The following is a 19,244-nucleotide window of genomic DNA, read 5'->3' as shown; positions in this document are numbered from 1 at the left end:
CTCGGACGAACTGTTATGCGGCGCCTTCATTGTCCGGCACCGGAAGTTCACCCGGCACACCGACGCCCAGATAGTGCAGCAAATCATCCGCTACATCCATCGCGTGGCCGCGAACGTACTCGTGCTCATCGTGGAGAGCTGCCGCAATGACGGGAACGACAGCCTCCAAGTCAAGGTGTCCGCAAGTACGCGCAAGGTGCCCGAAGCCAAGTACCGCATTGCCGCGAACGTTGAAGTGGTCGTGCGAGGCCAGCGAGAGGCATATGCGCCCAGACCATGCGCAGTCGGTTGGGTCCATGGTGATCACGATCGGTACATAGAGCAGCTCATCGGGCAACCCGCGGGCAAGTACAGCTTCAACGTCCTGCTCTGTCCATCCTTCTTGGAATGGCACCATTGGGCAACCTAACGTTTGAATTAAGCGGCAGGCAACGGGCGTAGCCGGTTGACTGTCTGCTTGAAGGAGGAGTTGGGCGTCATTGCTCAAAATGCCAATTTAGGAACTCCTCAGCTGCTTCTGGCGAGGACATTTCGAGCACTGCTTCGGCGATCTTATGCTGACCCTTCGCCGCCGCTATGGCAGATAATGCGCACGCCAGAAAATCAGCGTTCCAATGGCGCTCGGACGCCTGCGCAACCAGGCTCGGAAGGCGCGCAAGCGCCTCGAAGTATGGTGCCTCCAGATCTTGCGGAATCTCGATGCGGTTTTTCGCACGGCAGATCTCTATCCATGCTGGGAACTGGAAGAAGGAATCACTGGCTTCGGACGGAGCGATAGCAAGTGCTTCGATCACGTGTGGAACGGCTGCGAAGGACGCTGAATAGACATCGCCTTGATGTGCCAAGGCGCTCCAGAGCGTGAACCACGGCTCGGCTCCCGCCTCGGACTTCGGAAGCCCGCGAAGGCGTGCAAGCAGCTCGGGGATATCAGCCGCACTGCCATACGCATGCCGAAGCTCCGACCAATGATTGCTTTGCAGACTCAGCACGTGCACTCCCTATGGTGCCCAAAGTTTGACTCTAAACCTCAGGGTCAGGTTGACTTCTTAAGTGAACCTGACCCTGAGGTTTGTTAGGCGCTCTTCGCATTGGCGCCGCGCTTCCTTTCGATCATTGTTGGGCGATCGTAGGCCCATTCCAGCGGAGCCTCTTGGAGCGGCTTCGATGATTTTGAAAGTTTGTAAAGGTAATCGATCATCCACGAGCAGCAGAATTGAAAATCGCCGCGATCGCCAATCTGGAAAAGTTTCGCCGCCTCTTCTGTTTTGTATATATCGATGAGGTCGGCAAATTCGTTACGGAGCTCACGAACCCTGTTGTTCACCTTTTGATCAGAGAAGTGGCAGCCCTCGATGTTGTGGGCGAAGTCATTCCTGATTTTTCGGACGAGGTGTAGGTCGCGACAGAGGCGATTGCTAATGGCACCTAGCCTATAGGCCACATCGATCTTCGAGCTGAAGCTTGAGAAGGGAGCATTTCCGCCTTCAAAAAGACAGTCGACCGAGCTAGGATTCGCTACGAGCTTCATTCTGAGGCACAGTGTCAAGAGCTCGTCTAAGAAGGAGACCGTCAAGATTACGCAGGCTCGATCACTCTCTTTCGAAAACATCTCCATGTATCGTTGCCATTGGTCTTTGGTTGCCTGAACCTCAGTCGTCACACGTATTCTCCTAAGAGCGCCTAACACCTCAATTAAGCCGGCCCGCAGCGGGACGGCGATTGAGTGCAAATATAGCCGATGGCGCTTACTCAGGCGCCGCCCTGATGTGGGTTCGGCTTGAATTGTTAGGTCTCACCCGCGAACTCCAACAGCTTGCCAACATTAGTCCGGAAAGTATCTTTAGGATCGACGACAGGCTCTCCGGGAGAAGTGAAGCCCATGTACTGATGGTAGACGTGCCTATCAATCTCCCGACCATCCTCGCCTAGCCGATAGATGAACCAGGCTTTGTCATATCGCTTGCGGGAGTGCAAAGGAACATATGGTCGAAACTCTGCTACCGCACGCTGTACTATTGGGAATAACTGGCGCAAATGTGCATCCACATTTTTAGGCCAGTTGCTAGGGATTGGATAAAGCCCGGAAAACGCCTCCAAGAGAGTGCCCCGATATTTGGAAGTGGCAGCGCGACGAGCATTCTTGCGATGTACGTAAAGCAGCAGCAAGCCACCAACTAGCGTGGTAAGTAAAGCTATAGCCGGCGCCGGAAAGTCTGTCATGTCTGTGGTGAAACCTAATGCCCGAATTAAGCCGAGCCGCGAAGCGGGTTTGGCTCGAATGAATTGTTAGAAAAAATTGCTAGATTTGACCCCAGGGCAAGAAGAAGCGCTTGCTGACACGAATTTCACGTAACTGCTTCTGCCACGTCGCAATATTTTCCATAAGGGATTCCGCAGAATAGTTGGAAATTTCGCAGGATGCGATTGCGTTTGAAACTTCGCGGCTTACAAGAAGAACTTTTTCACCAGCCGTCTTGTGCTTTAACTGAAAGAGTTCTGAGGCAATTAAATGTAGGTCTTCTACTTTGTCCGATTTTAATATCTGAGTCCTGGCGTCATCTCTAATGTAGTTGATGCCTCGAACAATTCGGAGTGCTTCGTATTTCAGGGAGTTGAACTTGGACTGCTTTGCCATGAGCAAGCCAGCGTAGTAGCCGGCGGCTGAGCCCGGCACAAGAGCCATTACAAGATCGTAGGCGACGCTGGTTCCCATAGTGTCTAACTACTATTCGGCGATAGTTTGGGTTGTAATCGAGGTATCTAATCCTGACTTCCTTAGACTAATCTGGCGTGGCGAACTTATCACACCAACAAATTCACCTTCGATAGGTGTGTAATCCTTGTGCCTAATCATGTTGTCCTTCCCCGTAGCTTATCAATGTGACGGTATCAGCACAATTCGACGGCCGCAAGCATTCTAGCTATCGGGCTGGTAGACGTTTGATTTGCTGTCGCCAGGTTCCTTTTGCCAGCAAGTTGCTTGAAATCGTGTATAGAAATCCATTGACAGGATTCAATGCCAAGTCGCATGATCGAAACGCTGCGGCACATTCCGCAGCCGGGATTGACAGCCTGAAACCACAAGGCGCACCAGCGCCCATTGCTCGATGTCGGCGCTTTTCTTTTGTCCGGCTTTCGGGATGGGTCGCGTGCTCGTCCTTTGGCGGGCGGTGTGCGGAGGCCGAAAGGTCTGCCGGTTCCTTGTGGCCGGTCTGTCAACCGCGCACCGTCCGCCACCTCGGTTGACAGCGAGTCGGTGGATTCCTCAGCACACAAGGAGTCCGACATGCACCGTTTCAACAGAACCACCTTCACTCCCCCCAAGGCTGCGTCCGCGTCGCGTACAACCAAGCGCCGCGCTCGATCAGCCGACACGCAGGCCGCTGAGCACCCTGCGACCGCCGATGCCTCCCCATTCGTCACACCGGCCGCGTCGCGCCTGCGCTTCCGCGTGCCCGAGCGCTGCACGATGAGTTACCAGCACTACGACGTGCGCCGCGCCGAGGATGTCGTCGGCTGTGCCGTGCCCAAGCTGCGCCTTTCCGGGCGCTGGCTGGAGCAGTATGGTTTTGCCGTAGGCGATGCATTGCGGGTGACGGTGGGGCGCGGGGTGTTGTTGATCAGCCGCGTGCCGGCTGCGGTCGTGCCATCGGCGCGGGCTACGGGTAAGAAGAAGGCGCGGGCAACGCGCGCCGCTTCGCATCCGCTGCGATCCAAGGTCTGACGTTATTGGTATGCGTACGCCCGTGTGGCGTGCGCCGTCGTGGCCACGCCAGCGTTGCACGAGGCGGCGACTGGCGTGGTGTCGGTTGTCGACTTTTGCTTCGATAGCGCTGGCCTCGATCCTGAGATTCACTCGGCGTTTCCAAGATCGAAACGTCGTCCTGCTACCGTGCGCGCCAGGCAAGTGCCTGGCCTCCAAAGGAGCGAGCGTGAACGAGACCGATGCATATGTGCTCAATGCGATCCGGCAGTGGGTCTGGTCCGGCTACTACTCTGAGTCCGAGATCCGCGAGGAGATGCTCGACGACATTCTGGAAGACGATTGCGACGAGCCGATGCTGCGCGCCGCGGTCGCCGGCCAGTGGCTGGCCAAGCAACAGGCGGAGCAAGGTTGGCCTGCGCAGACCGAGTGCGATCGCCTGGACGCGGTGTTCGAGCAGTTGCACGACGTGGGCATCTGCGCGCTGGCGAATGCCGGCTACACGATGTCCGATGGCCATACCGAGGTGACAGAGGCGGTGGCGGAAGCGCCCGAGGGCGAGTACCGCGGCTATTGTTTCTACCACGGGCAGGATGTGGAGTGCGCTGTGGATGGTGGTGGGTTGTTTATCGCGTTCGGGGATTTGCAGGGTGGGGCGGATGCGGATCTTGCGGTCGGGCGGCAGGTCGCTGCGGCGTTGGTGGAAGCGGGGTTTGTATTGGCGTGGGATGGGACGTCGAAGATGCGGATCGCGGTGCCTGGGTTTGTTTGGTTGCGGCGGTTTCGGGAGTAGCTGGGAGTTTTCTTGCAAGTAGCGGGGCGATGGCGGATGGCGTGCCTCCGGCAGGCGCGCTGGGCGTTGTCGGTGAGGCGGGTCGCGGCTGAAGCCGCTCCTACAGGGAGCAGGGAGCAGGGAGCGGCGGTTGGCGATGCATTCCGAATGCCGGAGAGGCGTCGTGGCGTCTCCGCCTGCACCGCGATCACGGCGTCCGGATGAAATCCACGAACGCGCGTAGCGGCGCCGGCAGATGACGGCGCCCGGGGTAGTACAGGAACGGGCCGCTGAAGCGCTGCCACCATGGTTCCAGCACCGGCTGCAGCGCGCCGCTGTCCAGGTGCGGGCGCAGCCAGTCTTCGAACAGGTGGATCACGCCCAGGCCGCCGACGGCGGCGTCGATGGCCAGGTCCACGGCAGCGCCCAGGCGCACCAGCAACGGGCCGGTAGGTTCGACCAGCACCACTTCGCCGTCGCGTTCGAATTCCCAGGCGGGGATGGCGCCGCTGGCGAACTGGCCGCGCAGGCAGGCATGCGCGAGCAGGTCGCGCGGGTGCTGCGGGTGCCCGTGCGCGGCGAGGTAGTCGGGCGCCGCGGCGGTGGCGAAGCGCTGCACGCGCGGGCCGATCGGCACGGCGATCATGTCCTGCTCCAGCCGCTCGTCGTAGCGGATGCCGGCGTCGCAGCCGGCCGCCAGCATGTCGACGAAGCTGTCCTCCACGATCACTTCCAGCCTGATCTCGGGATAGGCCTTCAGGAACGGGGTGACGATGGTCGGCAGCACCAGGCGCGCGGCGGCGCCCGGCACGTTGAGGCGCAGGGTGCCGCTGGGGCGGTCGCGGAAGCCGTTGACCACGTCCAGTGCCGCTTCCACTTCGCCGAGGGCGGGGATCAGGCGTTCGGCCAGGCGCGCGCCGGCTTCGGTGGGCAGCACGCTGCGGGTGGTGCGGTTGAACAGGCGCACGCCAAGGCGGGCTTCCAGGCGCCGCACGGCTTCGCTCAGGCTGGAGGCGGAACTGCCGCTGAGCCGCGCGCCTTCGCGGAAGCCGCCGCCGCGCAGCACCGCCAGGAAGGCGAAGAGGTCTTGCAGGTCGGTGGTCATTGTTCGAGTTCCCGCACAGCCCGTGCCGATTCGACCGGATTATCGCGCATCGGCGCGCGGCCTACAGTGCAGGCCTCACCCGGGCTTCGGCCCACCACTTCTGGAGGCAGTCATGAGCAAGCTTTCGACAGCAGGCACTTTTTCCCTCGGCGATCGTACGGTGACGCGCATCGGCTATGGCGCGATGCAGCTGGCCGGGCCGGGCGTGTTCGGCCCGCCCAAGGACCGCGCCGCGGCGCTGGCGGTGTTGCGCGAGGCGGTGGCCGCGGGCGTGGACCATATCGACACCAGCGATTTCTACGGGCCGCACATCACCAACCAGCTGATCCGCGAGGCGCTGCATCCGTATCCGCAGCAGCTGACCATCGTCACCAAGGTCGGCGCCGTGCGTGGCGACGACGCGTCCTGGCTGCCGGCGCAGAGCCCCGCCGAGCTGACCCAGGCGGTGCACGACAATCTGCGCAACCTTGGCCTGGAGGTCCTGGACGTGGTCAACCTGCGGGTGATGCTGGATGCGTACAAGCCCAGCGAGGGTTCGATCGAAGCACAGTTCAGCGCGCTCGCCGAACTGCAGCAGCGCGGGTTGATCCGGCATCTGGGCATCAGCAACGCCACGGCCGCGCAGGTGCAGGAGGCGCGGCGCATCGCCAAGGTGGTGTGCGTGCAGAACCACTACAACCTGGCGCACCGCGCCGACGACGCGTTGATCGACGCGCTGGGCCGCGAGGGCATCGCCTATGTGCCGTTCTTCCCGCTCGGCGGTTTCTCTCCGTTGCAGTCCGACGCGCTGTCGTCCATTGCGCAGGAACTTGGCGTGACGCCGATGCAGGTGGCGCTGGCCTGGCTGCTGGCGCGTGCGCCGAACATCCTGCTGATCCCGGGGACTTCGTCGGTTGCGCATTTGCGGGAGAACCTGGCGGCGGCTGAGTTGTCGCTATCGGACGATGTGCTGGCCGCGTTGGATCGGATCGGGCAAAAGGCTGGCTGAGAAATTCAACGTAAATCAGTGTGTGTTTCGCAGCGACGCCGCGTCCTAGCTCCAGCGCGAAGCGGGTTGAATTCCTCCTGTAGGAGCGGCTTCAGCCGCGACGAACGAAGCGGCAGACATCACGGCGACGCGAATGGTTGGATTGAAGAGCGTCCACTGTGGATGCCTGCCGTGAAAGGAGCAGTCTGGCGGGCCGTGCAAATGCCTCGGGCGGACGTACCCTCATCCGGCGCTGCGCGCCACCTTCTCCCGGGGGGAGAAGGGAGGGTAAGTTCCGGGCTCCTCAAAGTAGCGCCCCTCGACTTCTTTACTGGAAGAAGGCCAGGCCTTCTTCGTTACTTTGCTTAGATGTAAGAATGGTGGCGTCTTCGCCCGGCAAGGCGAAGTGGACACCAGGGCAAGCCATGGAATGCCTAACAAGAGACCGATCGCTTGAATGGATCAGGCCCTGATCGATGCATTGGGGTGCTCGGCCACATACGAGTTCAGCAGTGAACCTAGATTGTCCTCGTACTTGTAGAACTCGGCGTCCAGCCTGTCCATCTCAGCCTCGTACTCAGGCGTGCCGGAGAAGGCTTGATGTTGCGACCACCTGACCCGGCGATCGTTGGATGGCAATGCGTTCGGAAACCACGAAACCGCTTTGGACAGAAGGTCGTGGGACTTGCCCGCGCCGATGGTCTGCAAGTGGCCAAGGATCTCGACGCAATGGTTGCCTAGCGAGTTCGTGAAAAGTTGGTCGAAGCCACCATTGTGGATCTCTCCATCTAAGCACCACAGCAAGTAAACAAGCCGCGCTTCAGGAGAGAGGCGGTCGATATGCTCCGTAATTCCGTCGCCTTTGTCGAAGACTAGGTCGAGCGCAGCCTTGAAGACCGCATATGCGGGTTCATCCAGCTCTACTGCATCCGCGAATCCGGTGATTTCCATAGATCCAATGTCCGCATTGGCCGCACGAGGCGGCTTGAATGGACGGGCGGAACCCGCCGGTCGGTTATGGCGTAAAACCCAACCCCGTCGCCTTCACCCGCACCCGCGCCAGGATCTTGTGCGAAGTCATGTAAAGCGTGCGGCCGTCGTCGCCGAAGGCGCAGTTGGCGACGGGGCCGCCGGTCTCGATGCGGCCCAGGCGGCGGCCGTCGGGTGCGAACACCAGCACGCCGCCGGGACCGGTGGCGAACAGGCGGCCGTCGCTGGCCACGGCCATGCCGTCCGGCAGGCCGGGGTTGGCGTCGCCGACGATGTCGGAGGCATCTGCGAAGACGCGCTTGCCGGTGACCGCGCCGCGCGCGTCCAGCGTGTAGGCGGTCCAGATTGGCCGCGCCGGGTCGGAGTTGGCCACGTACAGGGTGCGTTCGTCGGGCGACAGGGCGATGCCGTTGGGCAGGCTCAGGCTGTCGTCGAGCAGGTGCACGCTGCCGTCGGTGTCCAGCCGGTACACGCCGTTGTAGCGCAGTTCCTTGACCGGGGAGTTGTCGCCGTCCTTCAGGCCGTACGGCGGATCGGTGAAGAACACCACGCCGTCGCTGCGCCGCACCAGGTCGTTGGGGCTGTTGAGGCGGTGGCCGTCGTAGGCGCTGGCCAAGATCGTCTTGCGCCGCGTGGCCGGATCGAGCCGGGCCACGGCGCGCGTGCCCGAATCGGCGAGCAGCACGCTGCCGGCCGGTTCGGCGTGCATGCCGTTGGCGCCGGCCTCACGCAAGACGTCCAGCGGCGGGCCGGCGTAGCCGGAGGGCTTGAGGAAGACCGACAGGCCGTCGCGCTCGGACCAGCGGTACATGGTGTTCTGCGGCACGTCGTTGAACAGCAGGTAGCCACCGTCGCGGACCCAGGCGGGGCCTTCGGCCCAGGTGAAGCCTTCGGCGATGCGCTCGATGCGCGCGTCAGCGGCCACCGTGTCGCTAAACGCGGGGTCGAACGCGGTGACATGGCCGATCACGGGAAAGCGCGGCGCGGGCGCCTGGCTCTTCGCACAACAGGCGAGCAACGCCAGCACGGCGGCGGCGAGCAGGACGCGGGTCGGAAATCGCATCGGAGGATTCCTGGGTGGTGTGGGGCGATGATGCCATCTGCCGGGCGCGCGCTCTTCACCTCCGCGCGTACGCACGGCTGCGTATGCTCGCGGCCACGATGGCGCCGCGCGTGCGGCTGCAGCGTACCGGCGCGATGGCTACAATCGCCGGCAACATGCCTGGCCGCGGAGACGCGCGACAGGCGTACAAAGGAGAGGCGCACCATGGACTCTGTTTCCCCCGGCGACATCCGCCCACCGCCGCGCGCTGGGCGCCGGCTCGTGCAGCGCGGCGCTGCCCTGCTGGCGGCGGCGCTGCTGGCCGCCTGCGCCGGTGCACATTCCCAACCTTCATCGATTCCCACTACAAAGGAGCGGGCCATGTCGGAGATGACGCCAGAGCAACTGGCACAAGGCGTAGTGCGGCTGATCCTGGCGATCGGCGGCAAGCAGGACCTGTCCCCGGCGCAGGTCGCCGCGCACGCGGGCCTGCAGGTGGACGCCGGCGACACCGCGCATGCGTTCAGCGCGTCCGGCCCGGTCGCCGGCGGCGGGCGCTATTCGCTGGAGTCGGTCGCCGACGCCGATGGACAGCCGCCGTCGCGGCTGGACTTCGCCTTCGCGCCGGCATCCGATTCACCGGCGCGCTGCACGCAGCCGCTAGGCGCGTACAAGCAGGCGCTGACCGAGGCCGGTTTCGCCGCGCAATGGATCGCGCCGCCGCGACTGGGCAGCCCGGGGCGCTGGCACTTCGAGCGCGGCGCCGTGGTGGTGTATGCGTTCGTCGGCAACGCTGCCGGCGCGGATGACGCGCAGGCCTGCGTGTCGCTGCTGCAGATCCTGGCCACCGCATAAGGAGATGGGTGATGGCGACCGACGATGACCTGAAGAAGATGGTGGACACCTTCGAGGCGACGCATGCCAAGGAAGGCCAGGCGCTGCGGCAGATGCTGGACAACACGCCCGAGCTCAAGGCGCGGGTGGAGCAGGCGATCGAGCAGAAGCAGCTGTCCGGGTTCGGGGCGCACCCGCGCGACGGCAATGGCGCTTACCGGCCGAGCACCGGCGAGATCCTGCTGCCGATGGACGTGCTGCGCACCGCCAAGATGGATGCGCCGCGCGACGATTCGGCCAATACCGCGCGGATCATCCTCGGCCACGAGATCGGCCATGCGATCAACAAGGCGGCGATCGACACATCCGATACCGCGTTCAAGGACAAGATCGACGAGATCGCCAAGTCGCCCTCGCCGCACGACTACACCGCGGCACTGAAGGAGCACAGCGCCGAGGAGCGCACGCGCGAGTCCAAGGACGAGATCGCCGGGATCAACACGCTGGCCGACTACGTCAAGCACAGCAATCCCAAGGCGACGCTGAAGGATCTGTACAACGCCAGCACGGAGATGGCCAGCTACATCGACAAGGACGGCGAGGGCGCCAAGGCGACCTACAAGGCCAAGGATGGGTTGACCTTCGGCAACGACCTGAAGATCGACGCGAACGCGCCGAAGAACGTCGAGGCGATGGGCAAGCTGTTCTACGACGCGCGCGGCTATCCGCAGGAATACGGCGCGCGCGACCTGGGCATGGTCGCCGAAGCCGAGGATGCCGCGCAGTTGCGCGATCCCAAGCGCGCGCCGCCGGAAGTGCGCGCCGATCTGAAGGCGTTGGGCATCGACCAGGACAAGGTACGGCCGGAGTGGATCCCGAACGGTTTCCGCGATACCGGCGCGACTCCGCCGGCGCCGCGCGCCGCTGCGCCCGCGGCCGAGCCGACCGGTGCGGATCGCGCGTTGCACGACAAGGTGCGCAGCGGCGTCGCCCAGGCCGAGCAGGCGCTGGGCAAGGGCTGGGACGACAACAGCGACCGCATGACCGCCAGCCTGACCCTGCTGGCCAGGCAGAGCGGTTTCAGCGAGCGCGACCAGTTGTCGGTCGGCTTCAACCGGCCCACCGGGGCGCACCAGGGCGGCGAGCTGGCGTTCGTGTACCGCGAAGGCGCCTCGGCGTCGCCCGATCCCTACGCCAACCGCGCGCACATGCCGACCAGCGAGGCGATCGCGCGGCCGGCGCAGGAAACCTACCAGCAGCTGCAGGAGCAGACCGCGCAGCAGGCGCAGACTCAGCGCACCGTGCAGGCACAGGAGCAGGCCACGCAGGCGCAGACCCAGGCCCAGGCCCAGGCGCCGCAGGTGTTGACGCGCTGAGGCATTGCCGGCGCGCCGGTACGCGCGCCGGCCTTCGCGGCTGTGCGGCTGGTTGCCTGGCGAAAAGGCCAGGGCGTGCCGCGGCGGTCGAAGCCGTTGTGGTTGCGCCGCCCGGGCGCGCTACTGCGCCTGCGCTGGCACCGCCAGCACCGCGTCGAACGCCGGCTTGGGCTTGCGTTCGCGGTCGAACAGCAGCGGATAGTTGCGGCGCCCCGGCACCGGGTAGTCGTTCTTCCACGACATGCCGTCGTCCACGCCCCACACGCTGACCCGCGCCAGCTTGTCGCGCTTGCGCCAGAACAGCTGGAACAATTCGGCATAGCGATCGCGCAGCTGCGCCTGCACGTCCGCCGGCAGGCCGTCGCGGTACGGATCGAGGTAGCGCTTGAACTCGGGCAGTTGGAACTGCTTGTGCGCCATCCCCGTGCCGATCACCTGGCCTTCCTTGGTCAGCGGCAACACGTCCACGTCGAGCTCGGTGATCATCACCTTGACCCCGAGCGCGGCGTAGGCGTCGATCGCCGCTTCGATGTCATGCTGACTGGGATAGTCCAGGCCCCAGTGGCCCTGCATGCCGACGCCGTCGATGCGGATGCCGGCGCGCTGCAGCATCTTCACCATGCGCACGATGCCGTCGCGCTTTTCCGGGCGCCAGGCGTTGAAGTCGTTGTAGTACAACTGCGCATCCGGCGCGTACTGCGCGGCGAAACGGAACGCCTGCCGCACCAGCTCGTCGCCGTCGCCGACGCGCTCCACCCACTTGGTGTTGCGGTAGCTGCCGTCCTCGTCGATCACCTCGTTGACCACGTCCCAGGCCTGCACCTTGCCGACGTAGCGCCCGGCCACCGCTTGGATGTGCGCGCGCATGCGTTCGATCTGTGCGTGGCGGCTGTTGGGCTTGCCCTGCGCATCGACGAAGAACCAGTCCGGGGTCTGGTTGTGCCAGACCAGGGTGTGGCCGACCACGAACATGCCGTGGCGGCGGCCGTACTCGACGAAGGCGTCGGCGGCGGCGAAGTCGAAGACGCCCGGGCGCGGATTGACCACCTCGGCCTTCATCGCGTTCTCGGCGGTGATCGCGTTGAACTGCCGCGGCACCAGCGCGGCGGAGGCGGCGTCCTTGCCGGAGACGATGTCGGCGTTGACCGCGGTGCCGATCAGGAACGCGCCGGCGTAGGCGTCCTTGAGGCCGCGGCCGTCCGCCGCTGCGGACGGCGTGCGCGATGCGGCGGCAGGTTGATCGGCGGCGCTGGCCGTCGCCGTGCCGAGCAGGCAGGCCAGCAGCAGGGTCGCGATGCGTGTGTTGCGCAATGCAGGCATGGCGGCGGTCCTTGTTCGAGCGTGGATGTCATGCGGAGGCGTGGTGCGTGTGCGGCGACGTGCAGGCGGCGCCTGCATGCCGGCCAGCGCGCCGCTCATGGCTGCACCCGCATCTGCGTACTGGCGGCCTGCAGCGTGTCCGATTCGACATGCAAGGTGATGGTGCCGGTCTTGCCCGGCAGGGTGCGCACGATCGCCAGCGCCAGGCCGTTGAACGCGTTGCGCGCGGGCGCGGCGAACGATTCCAGGTCGGTGGGATCGCCGTTGTCGGTGGCGACGAGTTCGCCCGGGCCCTCGACGCGGAAGTGCAACCGGTCGCCGGCGGTGGGCGCGGGAGTGCCGTCGCGGTCGAGCAGGCGCACGGTCACGAAGGCCAGGTCGCGGCCGTCGTTGCGGAGCGTGGTGCGGTTGGGCGTGGCCTGCAGCCGCGCGGCCGGGCCGGCGGTGCGCACGCGCTCGCTGGCCCAGGGCTTGCCGTCCTTGTAGGCCTGCACGCGCAGTTCGCCCGGCGCATAGACCACCTCGTCCCAGCGCAGCCGGTACTGCAGCGGCGCTTTCTTCTTGCGCCCTTGCGAGATGCCGTTGACGAACAGTTCGGCCTCGTCGCCGGAGGTGAACACGTGCACCGGCGTGACCTGGCCCTCGCGGCCCGGCCAGGTCCAGTGCGGCAGCAGGTGCGCGATCGGCAACTCGGGGCGCCAGCGCGCCTGGTACAGCCAGTAGCGGTCCTTGGGAAAGCCGGCCAGGTCGAAGATGCCGGAGTAGGAACTGCGCGAGGAATAGTACGGGGTAGGCTCGCCCAGGTAGTCGAAGCCGGTCCACACGAACTCGCCGGCGACGAACGGATGCGTGTCGAGCGACGCGAACACCTTGTCGGCACTGGCGCCGAAATCCACCGCGTGCAGTTCGTAGGCGCTGACCTGGTGCGCAACCGAATCGCCACCGCGGCCGTCGCGCACCGGCACGCTGTTGTCCGCGCTCACCGGGAACAGGTATACGCCGCGGCTGCTCAGCGCCGAGGCGGTCTCGCTGCTGAAGATCGGCTTGTGCGGGAAGCGCGCATGGAACAGCGGATATTGCGGCGGCTTGCGGATGCGCTCGGTGCCGGCGAACTCCGGCGTGTCGCGGATGCCTTCGCCCTGGTAGTTGAGGCCGATCACGTCCAGCGCCGCAGGCAGCGGCATGTCCGGCGCGGCGTAGTTCATCGCCGCGGTGGCCAGGCGGGTGGGATCTTCTTCGTGCACGATGGCCTGCAGGCGTTGTGCGATCGCCGCGCCGGCTTCGCCGGTGTATTGCTCGCCGACTTCGTTGCCCACGCTCCACAGGATCACCGACGGGTGGTTGCGGTCGCGGCGCAGCAGCGCGCGCAGGTCCGGCTCGTGCCAGTCGGCGAACAGCAGGTGGAAATCCAGCGGGGTCTTCTTCATTTCCCAGCTGTCGAAAATCTCGTCGACCACCAGCAGGCCCATGCGGTCGGTCAGCTCCAGCAGTTCCGGCGCGGGCGGGTTGTGGCTCATGCGGATCGCGTTGGCGCCCATGCCTTGCAGCAATTGCAGCTGGCGCTCGGCAGCGCGCAGGTTGAACGCCGCGCCGAGCGCGCCGAGGTCGTGGTGGTTGTTGACGCCGCGGATCGGCACGTGTTCGCCGTTGACCAGCAGGCCGCGCGCCGGATCCCAGCGCAGCGTGCGCACGCCGAACGGGGTTTCGTAGCGATCGATCACGCGGCCGTCCTGCGTCACCTCGGTGACCGCGACGTAGCGGTGCGGTTTCTGCGTCGGCGGCGGGCCCCACAACTGCGGCTTGGCGATGCGTGCGCTGCCGTCGAGCGTGGCGCTGGCGTGCGCGGCGATGCGGGTGCTGGCCGCGGCGATCCTAGCCACCACCGCGCCTTGCCGGCGGCCCTCGGCATCCAGTGCATAGATCGCGGTGCTGGCCTGCACCTGCGCCGCCGCGTCGCCGCTATTGTCCAGTGTCATCGCCACCCGCACCGTCGCCGCCTGCGCCGACACCTGCGGCGTGCTGACCTGCGTGCCCCACTGGCCGACATGCACCGGCGCGGTCTTGCTCAGCCACACGCTGCGGTACAGGCCGCCGCCGGGATACCAGCGCGCCGATTCGGGTGGGTTGTCCAGACGGATCGCCAGCTGGTTGCTGCCGCCGGGCACCAGGTACGGGGTCAGGTCCACGCGCCAGGAGCTGTAGCCGTATGGCCAGCCGCCGACCAGGTGGCCGTTGAGCCAGACCGTGGCGTAGGACATCGCGCCGTCGATGTCGAGGAACACCGCGCGGCCGCGGTCGCTGGCGGGAATGTCCAGGCGCTTGCGGTACCAGCCCACGCCCCAGCTCGGCAGCCGGCCCATGCCGCCATATGGACCGTCTTTCAGGAACGGCCCGGCGATCGCCCAGTCGTGCGGCAGGTCCACGCGGGTCCAGGCGCTGTCGTCGAAATCGGCGCGCACGAAGGCCACGTCGCTGCCCGGGTCGCCGGGCGGGCGCTGGTGGCGTTGCGCCGGGTCGGCGATGAAGGCATTGCCGGTGGGCAGGATCCACGGCTTGAGTACCGGCCGGATGCGTGCCGCGACATGGTCGGCGGCGGTGTCGGGGCGGGCATCGGCCACCTTGCCGTCGGCGCTGCGCTCGATGTCCGGGCGCACGTCGTAGTCCAGCGTGTCGCCGACGCCGGGCGCATCGCCGCGATGGAAGCGCCAATCGGCATCCAGCGACAGCCGTTCGCGTGGGGAAGGCGACTGCTGCGACGGCGCTGCGTCAACGCCGTCGGCGGCAAGCGAGGCCAGCGCCAGCAGCGGTGCGAGCGCGTGTCGCCGTGCGCGCCTGGGCAGCGCCCCGGCCGTGCGCGCAGGTTCGCGCGCCGATGCGGCGTCGGCGCAGGCGGCACCCGCTGTCACAACCGGTAGGCCCGCTTCGGCAACCGATATGCCAGGTCCAGTGCGACCTCGGCCGCTTCGTCCTCGTCGAGGCGATGCTCGGCGACCAACTTGGCCAGGAACGCGCAATCGACGCGGCGCGCGACGTCGTGCCGCGCCGGGATCGACAGGAACGCGCGGGTGTCGTCGTTGAAGCCGACTGTGTTGTAGAAACCGGCGCTGGCCAGGGTCTGCTCGCGAAAGCGCCACATGCCTTCCGGCGCGTCATGGAACCACCAGGCCGGGCCGAGCAGCAGGGCGGGGTAGTGCCCGGCCAGCGGCGCCAGTTCGCGCGCGTAGGTGCTCTCGTCCAGGGTGAACAGGATCAGGGTGAAGCCCGGCGTGTTGCCGAAGCGGTCCAGTAGCGGCTTGAGCGCGTGTACGTAGTCGGTGCGCAGCGGCAGGTCGGCGCCCTTGTCGCGGCCGTAGCGTGCGAACAGGCTGCGGTTGTGGTTGCGGAAGCAGCCTGGGTGCAACTGCATCACCAGGCCATCGTCCACGCTCATCGCCGCCATTTCGGTCAGCATCTGCGCGCGGAACAGTTCCGCATCCGCGGCGCTGGCGCCGCCGCCGCGCACCCGTGCGAACAGCCGCGCCGCCTCGGCCGCAGGCAGGTCGGCGGTGGCCGCGCTGGGATGGCCATGGTCGGTGGAGGTGGCGCCCATCTGCGCGAAGAACGCGCGGCGCTGGCGATGCGCGCGCAGGTAGCCGTCCCAGGCATACACGTCCTCGCCGGTCAGCTCGCCGAAACGGTGCAGTGCATCGGGGAACTGCTCGTGTTCCGGGTCGATCACCGCGTCGGGGCGGTAGGCGGTGATCACCCGCCCGTTCCACTCGCTGGCGCGGATCGTGGCGTGGTGCTGCAACGGATCCAGCGGCGACTCGGTGGTGGCGATTACCTCGATGCCGAACCGATCGAACAGCGCGCGCGGCCGGAATGCCGGCGTCTGCAGCGCCTCGCCGATGTGGTCGTAGTACAGGTCGGCGCTGGCCGCGTCCAGGCGCACGCGCAGGCCGAACACTTCGTGGAACACATGATTCAGCCACAGCGCCGACGGCGTGCCGCGCAGTAGCTGGAAGCGTTCGGCGAACACGCGCCAGGCCGCACGCGGATCCACCGCGGCGCGGCTGCCGTCGGCGCGCGGGATGCCCAGCGCGTCCAGGTCCACGCCCTGGCTGTAGAGCATGCGGAACACGTAGTGGTCGGGCACCAGCAGCAGTTCGGTGGCGTTGGCGAACGGCGCATCCTCGGCGAACCAGGCTGGATCGGTGTGGCCGTGCGGGCTGACGATCGGCAACGCGGCGACCTGCGCGTACAGGCGGCGCGCGATCGCGCGCATGCCCGGCTCCGGCGGCAGCAGGCGGTCGGGATGCAGGGACAGGGCGGGAGAGGACAGGGTCATGGGCGGGATGCGGGTCGTGGAATGATGATGGTCGGAAGCAGCGCGCTTGGCGCTACGGCTTGCTCGCCACGTAGCCGCGCAGCCAGGCCAGCGCCGGGCGCTCGCTGCCGTCGTCGCGGATCAGGTAGGCGCCTTCCTTGTCGCGCCACAGGCCGCGGCGGAAGCCCCACAGGGTCACCCCGCGCACGCTCGGGTGTTCCCAGAACAGCGGGAACACGCGCTGGTAGTCGGCCAGTTGCTGCGCATCGGTGGGGCCGTCCAGGTCGAGTTCGGTGACGTAGATCGGCAGGCCGGTCGCGGCCAGCGTGTCGAGGTTGGCGCGGTGGACCGAGATCGGCACGTCCGCCCGCGTCTCGAAGGCATGTTGCTGCAGGCCGATCGCATCGATCAGGCGCTCGCGCTGCAGCAGCTGGATGACGTGCAGGTACTGGCGCGTGGCGTCGGCACTGTTGGTGATGCCGTAGTCGTTGATCATCAGCTTGGCATGGGGAAAATGGCGCCGCGCCAGACGGAACGACTGCAGCACCCAGTCCCAGCCGGTGCTGCCGGTGCCGCCCAGCGCCCGCAGGTAGTTGCCGCTGTCGTCTTTTCTGTCGTCGGGCTGATTGTGGCCCGGCAGGGTTTCGTTGGCCACCTCCAGCAGGTCGATGTCCGGATACCGCTGCGCCACCGCGGCGAACCACTGCTCGATCGCGGCGCGCTGCTCCGTCGGCGACAGCGTCCGCATCCACAGCGGCTGCTGGCTGCCCCAGATCAGCACGTGCATCTGGAACGGCATGTTGTTGCGCTTGGCCAGGTTGTAGGCCTCATCGAGCGCGCTCCAGTCCATGCGCCCGCGCACCGCTTCCACGCTGCCCCATTTGCCGGCGTTCTCGGGCGTGACCTTGTTCCAGTAGCGGGTGAAGTCCTGCGTCTGCGATGGCCCATAGGCGCTGCCCAGGAAGCGCTGCTTGCCGGCGGCCAGCGGCGCGGCGCCGGCCGCAGCGGAAACGGCCAGCGACAGTGCGAACAGGATCGATGCGATCGTTTTCATCGTGGCATCTCGCGGTGGGAGAGTGGGGTGGAACGGTGTCGGATGGATGCGGATACGCTCGCGCTTGCGCGCTTTTCGGCATGTGCTGGGCAGGCCCGATCAGGCATGGTCTTCCAACTGTGCCGGCTGCAGGCGCGGCGCCAGCCATTGCACCAGCGCCAGCGCCAGCAGGTAGGCCGAGCCGGCCATCAGGAACACCGGCACGTAACTGCCGGTGGCCTCGAGCAGGAAGCCGATGAAGGTGGCGATCAGCATGCCGCCGACCGCGCCGGCGAAGCCGCCGATGCCGACCACGGTGGCCACCGCGTGGCGCGGGAACATGTCCGAGGGCAGGGTGAACAGGTTCGCCGACCAGCCCTGGTGCGCGGCGGTGGCCAGGCCGATCAGGCCCACCGCCAGCCACAGGTTGTCGGCGCGCGCGGCGAACACGATCGGCACCACCGACAGCGCGCAGATCAGCATCGCGGTCTTGCGCGCGCGGTTGACGCTCCAGCCGCGGGCGATGAAGCGCCCGGCGATCCAGCCACCGGTGATGCTGCCGACGTCGGCGAGCACGAAGATCACGATCAGCGGCGCGCCGAGCTGCAGCAGGCTCAGCCCGTACTCGGCATGCAGGAACTTGGGCAGCCAGAACAGGAAGAACCACCAGATCGGGTCGGTGACGAACTTCGCCACCACGAACGCCCAGGCCTGGCGGTGGCGCAGCACCTGCGCCCAGCTCAGGCGTTGCATGGGTTCGGGCGGGTCGCTGCGGATATGCGCCAGCTCCGCCGCGCTCAGGCGCGGCTGCTGCTCGGGCGCGCGATAGTTGAGCCACCACACCGCCAGCCAGGTGGCGCTGAGCGCGCCGGTGAACAGGAACGCCGACTGCCAGCCCCAGGTGCTGGCGATCACCGGCACCAGCAGCGGGGCGACGATGGCGCCGATGTTGGAGCCGGAATTGAAGACGCCGGTGGCCAGCGCGCGCTCGCGCCGCGGAAACCATTCGGCCACGGTCTTGATCGCCGCCGGGAAATTGCCCGATTCGCCCAGGCCCAGGAAGAAGCGCGCGATCGCAAAGCCGATGACGGTGGAGGCCAGCGCATGGCTCATCGCCGCCAGGCTCCAGATGCCGATCGCCAGCGCGTAGCCGGCGCGCGTGCCGAAGCGGTCGATCACCGCGCCGCTGCACAGCAGGCCCAGCGCGTAGGCGGCCTGGAACGCGGTGACGATGTAGCCGTATTCGATCTCGTTCCAGCCGATCTGCACCTGCAGGAACGGCGCCAGCACGCCGAGCACCTGGCGGTCGATGTAGTTGATGGTGGTGGCGGCCAGCAGCAGCGCGCAGATGCGCCAGCGCATGCGCCCCAGGCGGGCGCCGGTGGCGGTGTCGGCGGTGTCGGTGGCATCGGCGCCGGGCGAGGGAATCATGTGCGCGGCACCGGCATGGCGACACGGATACACGCGCCGCACTGCGGAGGTCGGCAGCGGTATGCGGCGCTGCATCTTTGCAGTTGTCGGATATTGCGATGCAGCACGTAATCTGCGCTGTTCCCGGCTCGGTGCATACGCTTCGATCCCCACAGGGCGCGGCGATCGCCGCCGTTTGGTAGCGCTATCATTAGCACGCCGCCACAGGCGATCCATCGTGCACAGCAGCACGAACGCGATGCCGACGCCGATATGCGACGTGCATCCGCCATACCAGGCGCACGTTTTCCGGAATGTATCGGTGTGCAGCGGGTTTATGTTGCCCTGCAGCGTGACAGCCATCCTGGTAGCGCTAACATCCGCGG

Annotated in this window: 17 protein-coding genes; 5 read left to right on the top strand and 12 right to left on the bottom strand. The window is 66.1% G+C overall.

Features of this window, described 5'->3' with window-relative positions; translation table 11 throughout:
* Nucleotides 1-13: 13 nt before the first annotated feature.
* The 4 genes from HEP74_RS21405 to HEP74_RS21390 all read right to left on the bottom strand — a co-directional run bounded on the left by HEP74_RS21405 (nt 14) and on the right by HEP74_RS21390 (nt 2,713).
* On the bottom strand, nt 14-397 hold the full coding sequence (locus tag HEP74_RS21405; RefSeq protein ID WP_185814580.1) for a hypothetical protein: 384 nt from the start codon (nt 395-397) through the stop codon (nt 14-16).
* Nucleotides 398-476: 79 nt separating this feature from the next.
* Nucleotides 477-989: a hypothetical protein gene (locus tag HEP74_RS21400; RefSeq protein WP_185814579.1), complete on the bottom strand. Its 513-nt coding sequence runs from the start codon at nt 987-989 to the stop codon at nt 477-479.
* Between the two features lie 83 nt (nt 990-1,072).
* Entirely contained in the window at nt 1,073-1,660 is a 588-nt protein-coding gene (locus HEP74_RS21395) for a hypothetical protein (protein ID WP_185814578.1), read from the bottom strand.
* A 639-nt stretch (nt 1,661-2,299) separates the two neighbouring features.
* Entirely contained in the window at nt 2,300-2,713 is a 414-nt protein-coding gene (locus HEP74_RS21390; RefSeq protein ID WP_185814577.1) for a hypothetical protein, read from the bottom strand.
* A gap of 573 nt (nt 2,714-3,286) precedes the next feature.
* On the opposite strand from HEP74_RS21390, the gene HEP74_RS22010 reads away from it, so the two are divergent.
* On the top strand, nt 3,287-3,724 hold the full coding sequence (locus HEP74_RS22010; protein ID WP_255427826.1) for a SymE family type I addiction module toxin: 438 nt from the start codon (nt 3,287-3,289) through the stop codon (nt 3,722-3,724).
* Between the two features lie 208 nt (nt 3,725-3,932).
* Nucleotides 3,933-4,496: a DUF6891 domain-containing protein gene (locus tag HEP74_RS21380; protein ID WP_185814576.1), complete on the top strand. Its 564-nt coding sequence runs from the start codon at nt 3,933-3,935 to the stop codon at nt 4,494-4,496.
* A gap of 187 nt (nt 4,497-4,683) precedes the next feature.
* Here the strand turns inward: HEP74_RS21380 and HEP74_RS21375 are convergent, their stop codons facing one another.
* Entirely contained in the window at nt 4,684-5,580 is an 897-nt protein-coding gene (locus HEP74_RS21375) for a LysR family transcriptional regulator (protein WP_185814575.1), read from the bottom strand.
* 112 nt (nt 5,581-5,692) lie between these two features.
* Here HEP74_RS21375 and HEP74_RS21370 point away from each other — a divergent pair, with 112 nt between their 5' ends.
* Nucleotides 5,693-6,568 (top strand): aldo/keto reductase family oxidoreductase, encoded by an 876-nt coding sequence (locus tag HEP74_RS21370; RefSeq protein ID WP_185814574.1) that lies wholly within the window; start codon nt 5,693-5,695, stop codon nt 6,566-6,568.
* Nucleotides 6,569-7,009: 441 nt separating this feature from the next.
* Here the strand turns inward: HEP74_RS21370 and HEP74_RS21365 are convergent, their stop codons facing one another.
* Together HEP74_RS21365 and HEP74_RS21360 are read right to left on the bottom strand one after the other, a co-directional pair.
* Entirely contained in the window at nt 7,010-7,498 is a 489-nt protein-coding gene (locus HEP74_RS21365; protein WP_185814573.1) for a DMP19 family protein, read from the bottom strand.
* Between the two features lie 64 nt (nt 7,499-7,562).
* Complete coding sequence (locus HEP74_RS21360; protein WP_185814572.1) at nt 7,563-8,600, bottom strand: SMP-30/gluconolactonase/LRE family protein; 1,038 nt, start codon at nt 8,598-8,600, stop codon at nt 7,563-7,565.
* 360 nt (nt 8,601-8,960) lie between these two features.
* On the opposite strand from HEP74_RS21360, the gene HEP74_RS21355 reads away from it, so the two are divergent.
* A complete protein-coding gene (locus HEP74_RS21355; protein WP_255427825.1) occupies nt 8,961-9,434 on the top strand; it encodes a hypothetical protein in 474 nt (157 codons plus the stop codon).
* 11 nt (nt 9,435-9,445) lie between these two features.
* Nucleotides 9,446-10,789, top strand: coding sequence for an XVIPCD domain-containing protein (locus HEP74_RS21350; protein ID WP_185814570.1), 1,344 nt, complete (start codon nt 9,446-9,448; stop codon nt 10,787-10,789).
* Between the two features lie 120 nt (nt 10,790-10,909).
* Here the strand turns inward: HEP74_RS21350 and HEP74_RS21345 are convergent, their stop codons facing one another.
* The 5 genes from HEP74_RS21345 to HEP74_RS21325 all read right to left on the bottom strand — a co-directional run bounded on the left by HEP74_RS21345 (nt 10,910) and on the right by HEP74_RS21325 (nt 18,879).
* Nucleotides 10,910-12,109 (bottom strand): endo-1,4-beta-xylanase, encoded by a 1,200-nt coding sequence (locus tag HEP74_RS21345; RefSeq protein ID WP_185814569.1) that lies wholly within the window; start codon nt 12,107-12,109, stop codon nt 10,910-10,912.
* Nucleotides 12,110-12,204: 95 nt separating this feature from the next.
* Entirely contained in the window at nt 12,205-14,910 is a 2,706-nt protein-coding gene (gene galB / locus HEP74_RS21340; RefSeq protein ID WP_524540808.1) for a beta-galactosidase GalB, read from the bottom strand.
* Nucleotides 14,911-15,011: 101 nt separating this feature from the next.
* Nucleotides 15,012-16,430, bottom strand: a complete 1,419-nt coding sequence (uxaC, locus tag HEP74_RS21335) for a glucuronate isomerase (protein ID WP_185816758.1) — start codon at nt 16,428-16,430, stop codon at nt 15,012-15,014.
* Between the two features lie 58 nt (nt 16,431-16,488).
* Nucleotides 16,489-17,469, bottom strand: coding sequence for an endo-1,4-beta-xylanase (locus HEP74_RS21330; RefSeq protein ID WP_185814568.1), 981 nt, complete (start codon nt 17,467-17,469; stop codon nt 16,489-16,491).
* A 99-nt stretch (nt 17,470-17,568) separates the two neighbouring features.
* Nucleotides 17,569-18,879 carry an MFS transporter gene (locus tag HEP74_RS21325; protein ID WP_185814567.1) on the bottom strand — a complete coding sequence of 437 codons (1,311 nt, stop codon included), beginning with the start codon at nt 18,877-18,879 and terminating at the stop codon, nt 17,569-17,571.
* Nucleotides 18,880-19,244: the final 365 nt, after the last annotated feature.

This window comes from Xanthomonas sp. SS (assembly GCF_014236835.1).
Taxonomy (GTDB): Bacteria; Pseudomonadota; Gammaproteobacteria; order Xanthomonadales; family Xanthomonadaceae; genus Xanthomonas_A.
The sequence above is the reverse complement of the archived record's forward strand: the minus strand, read 5'-3'. Positions and strand labels throughout refer to the sequence as shown.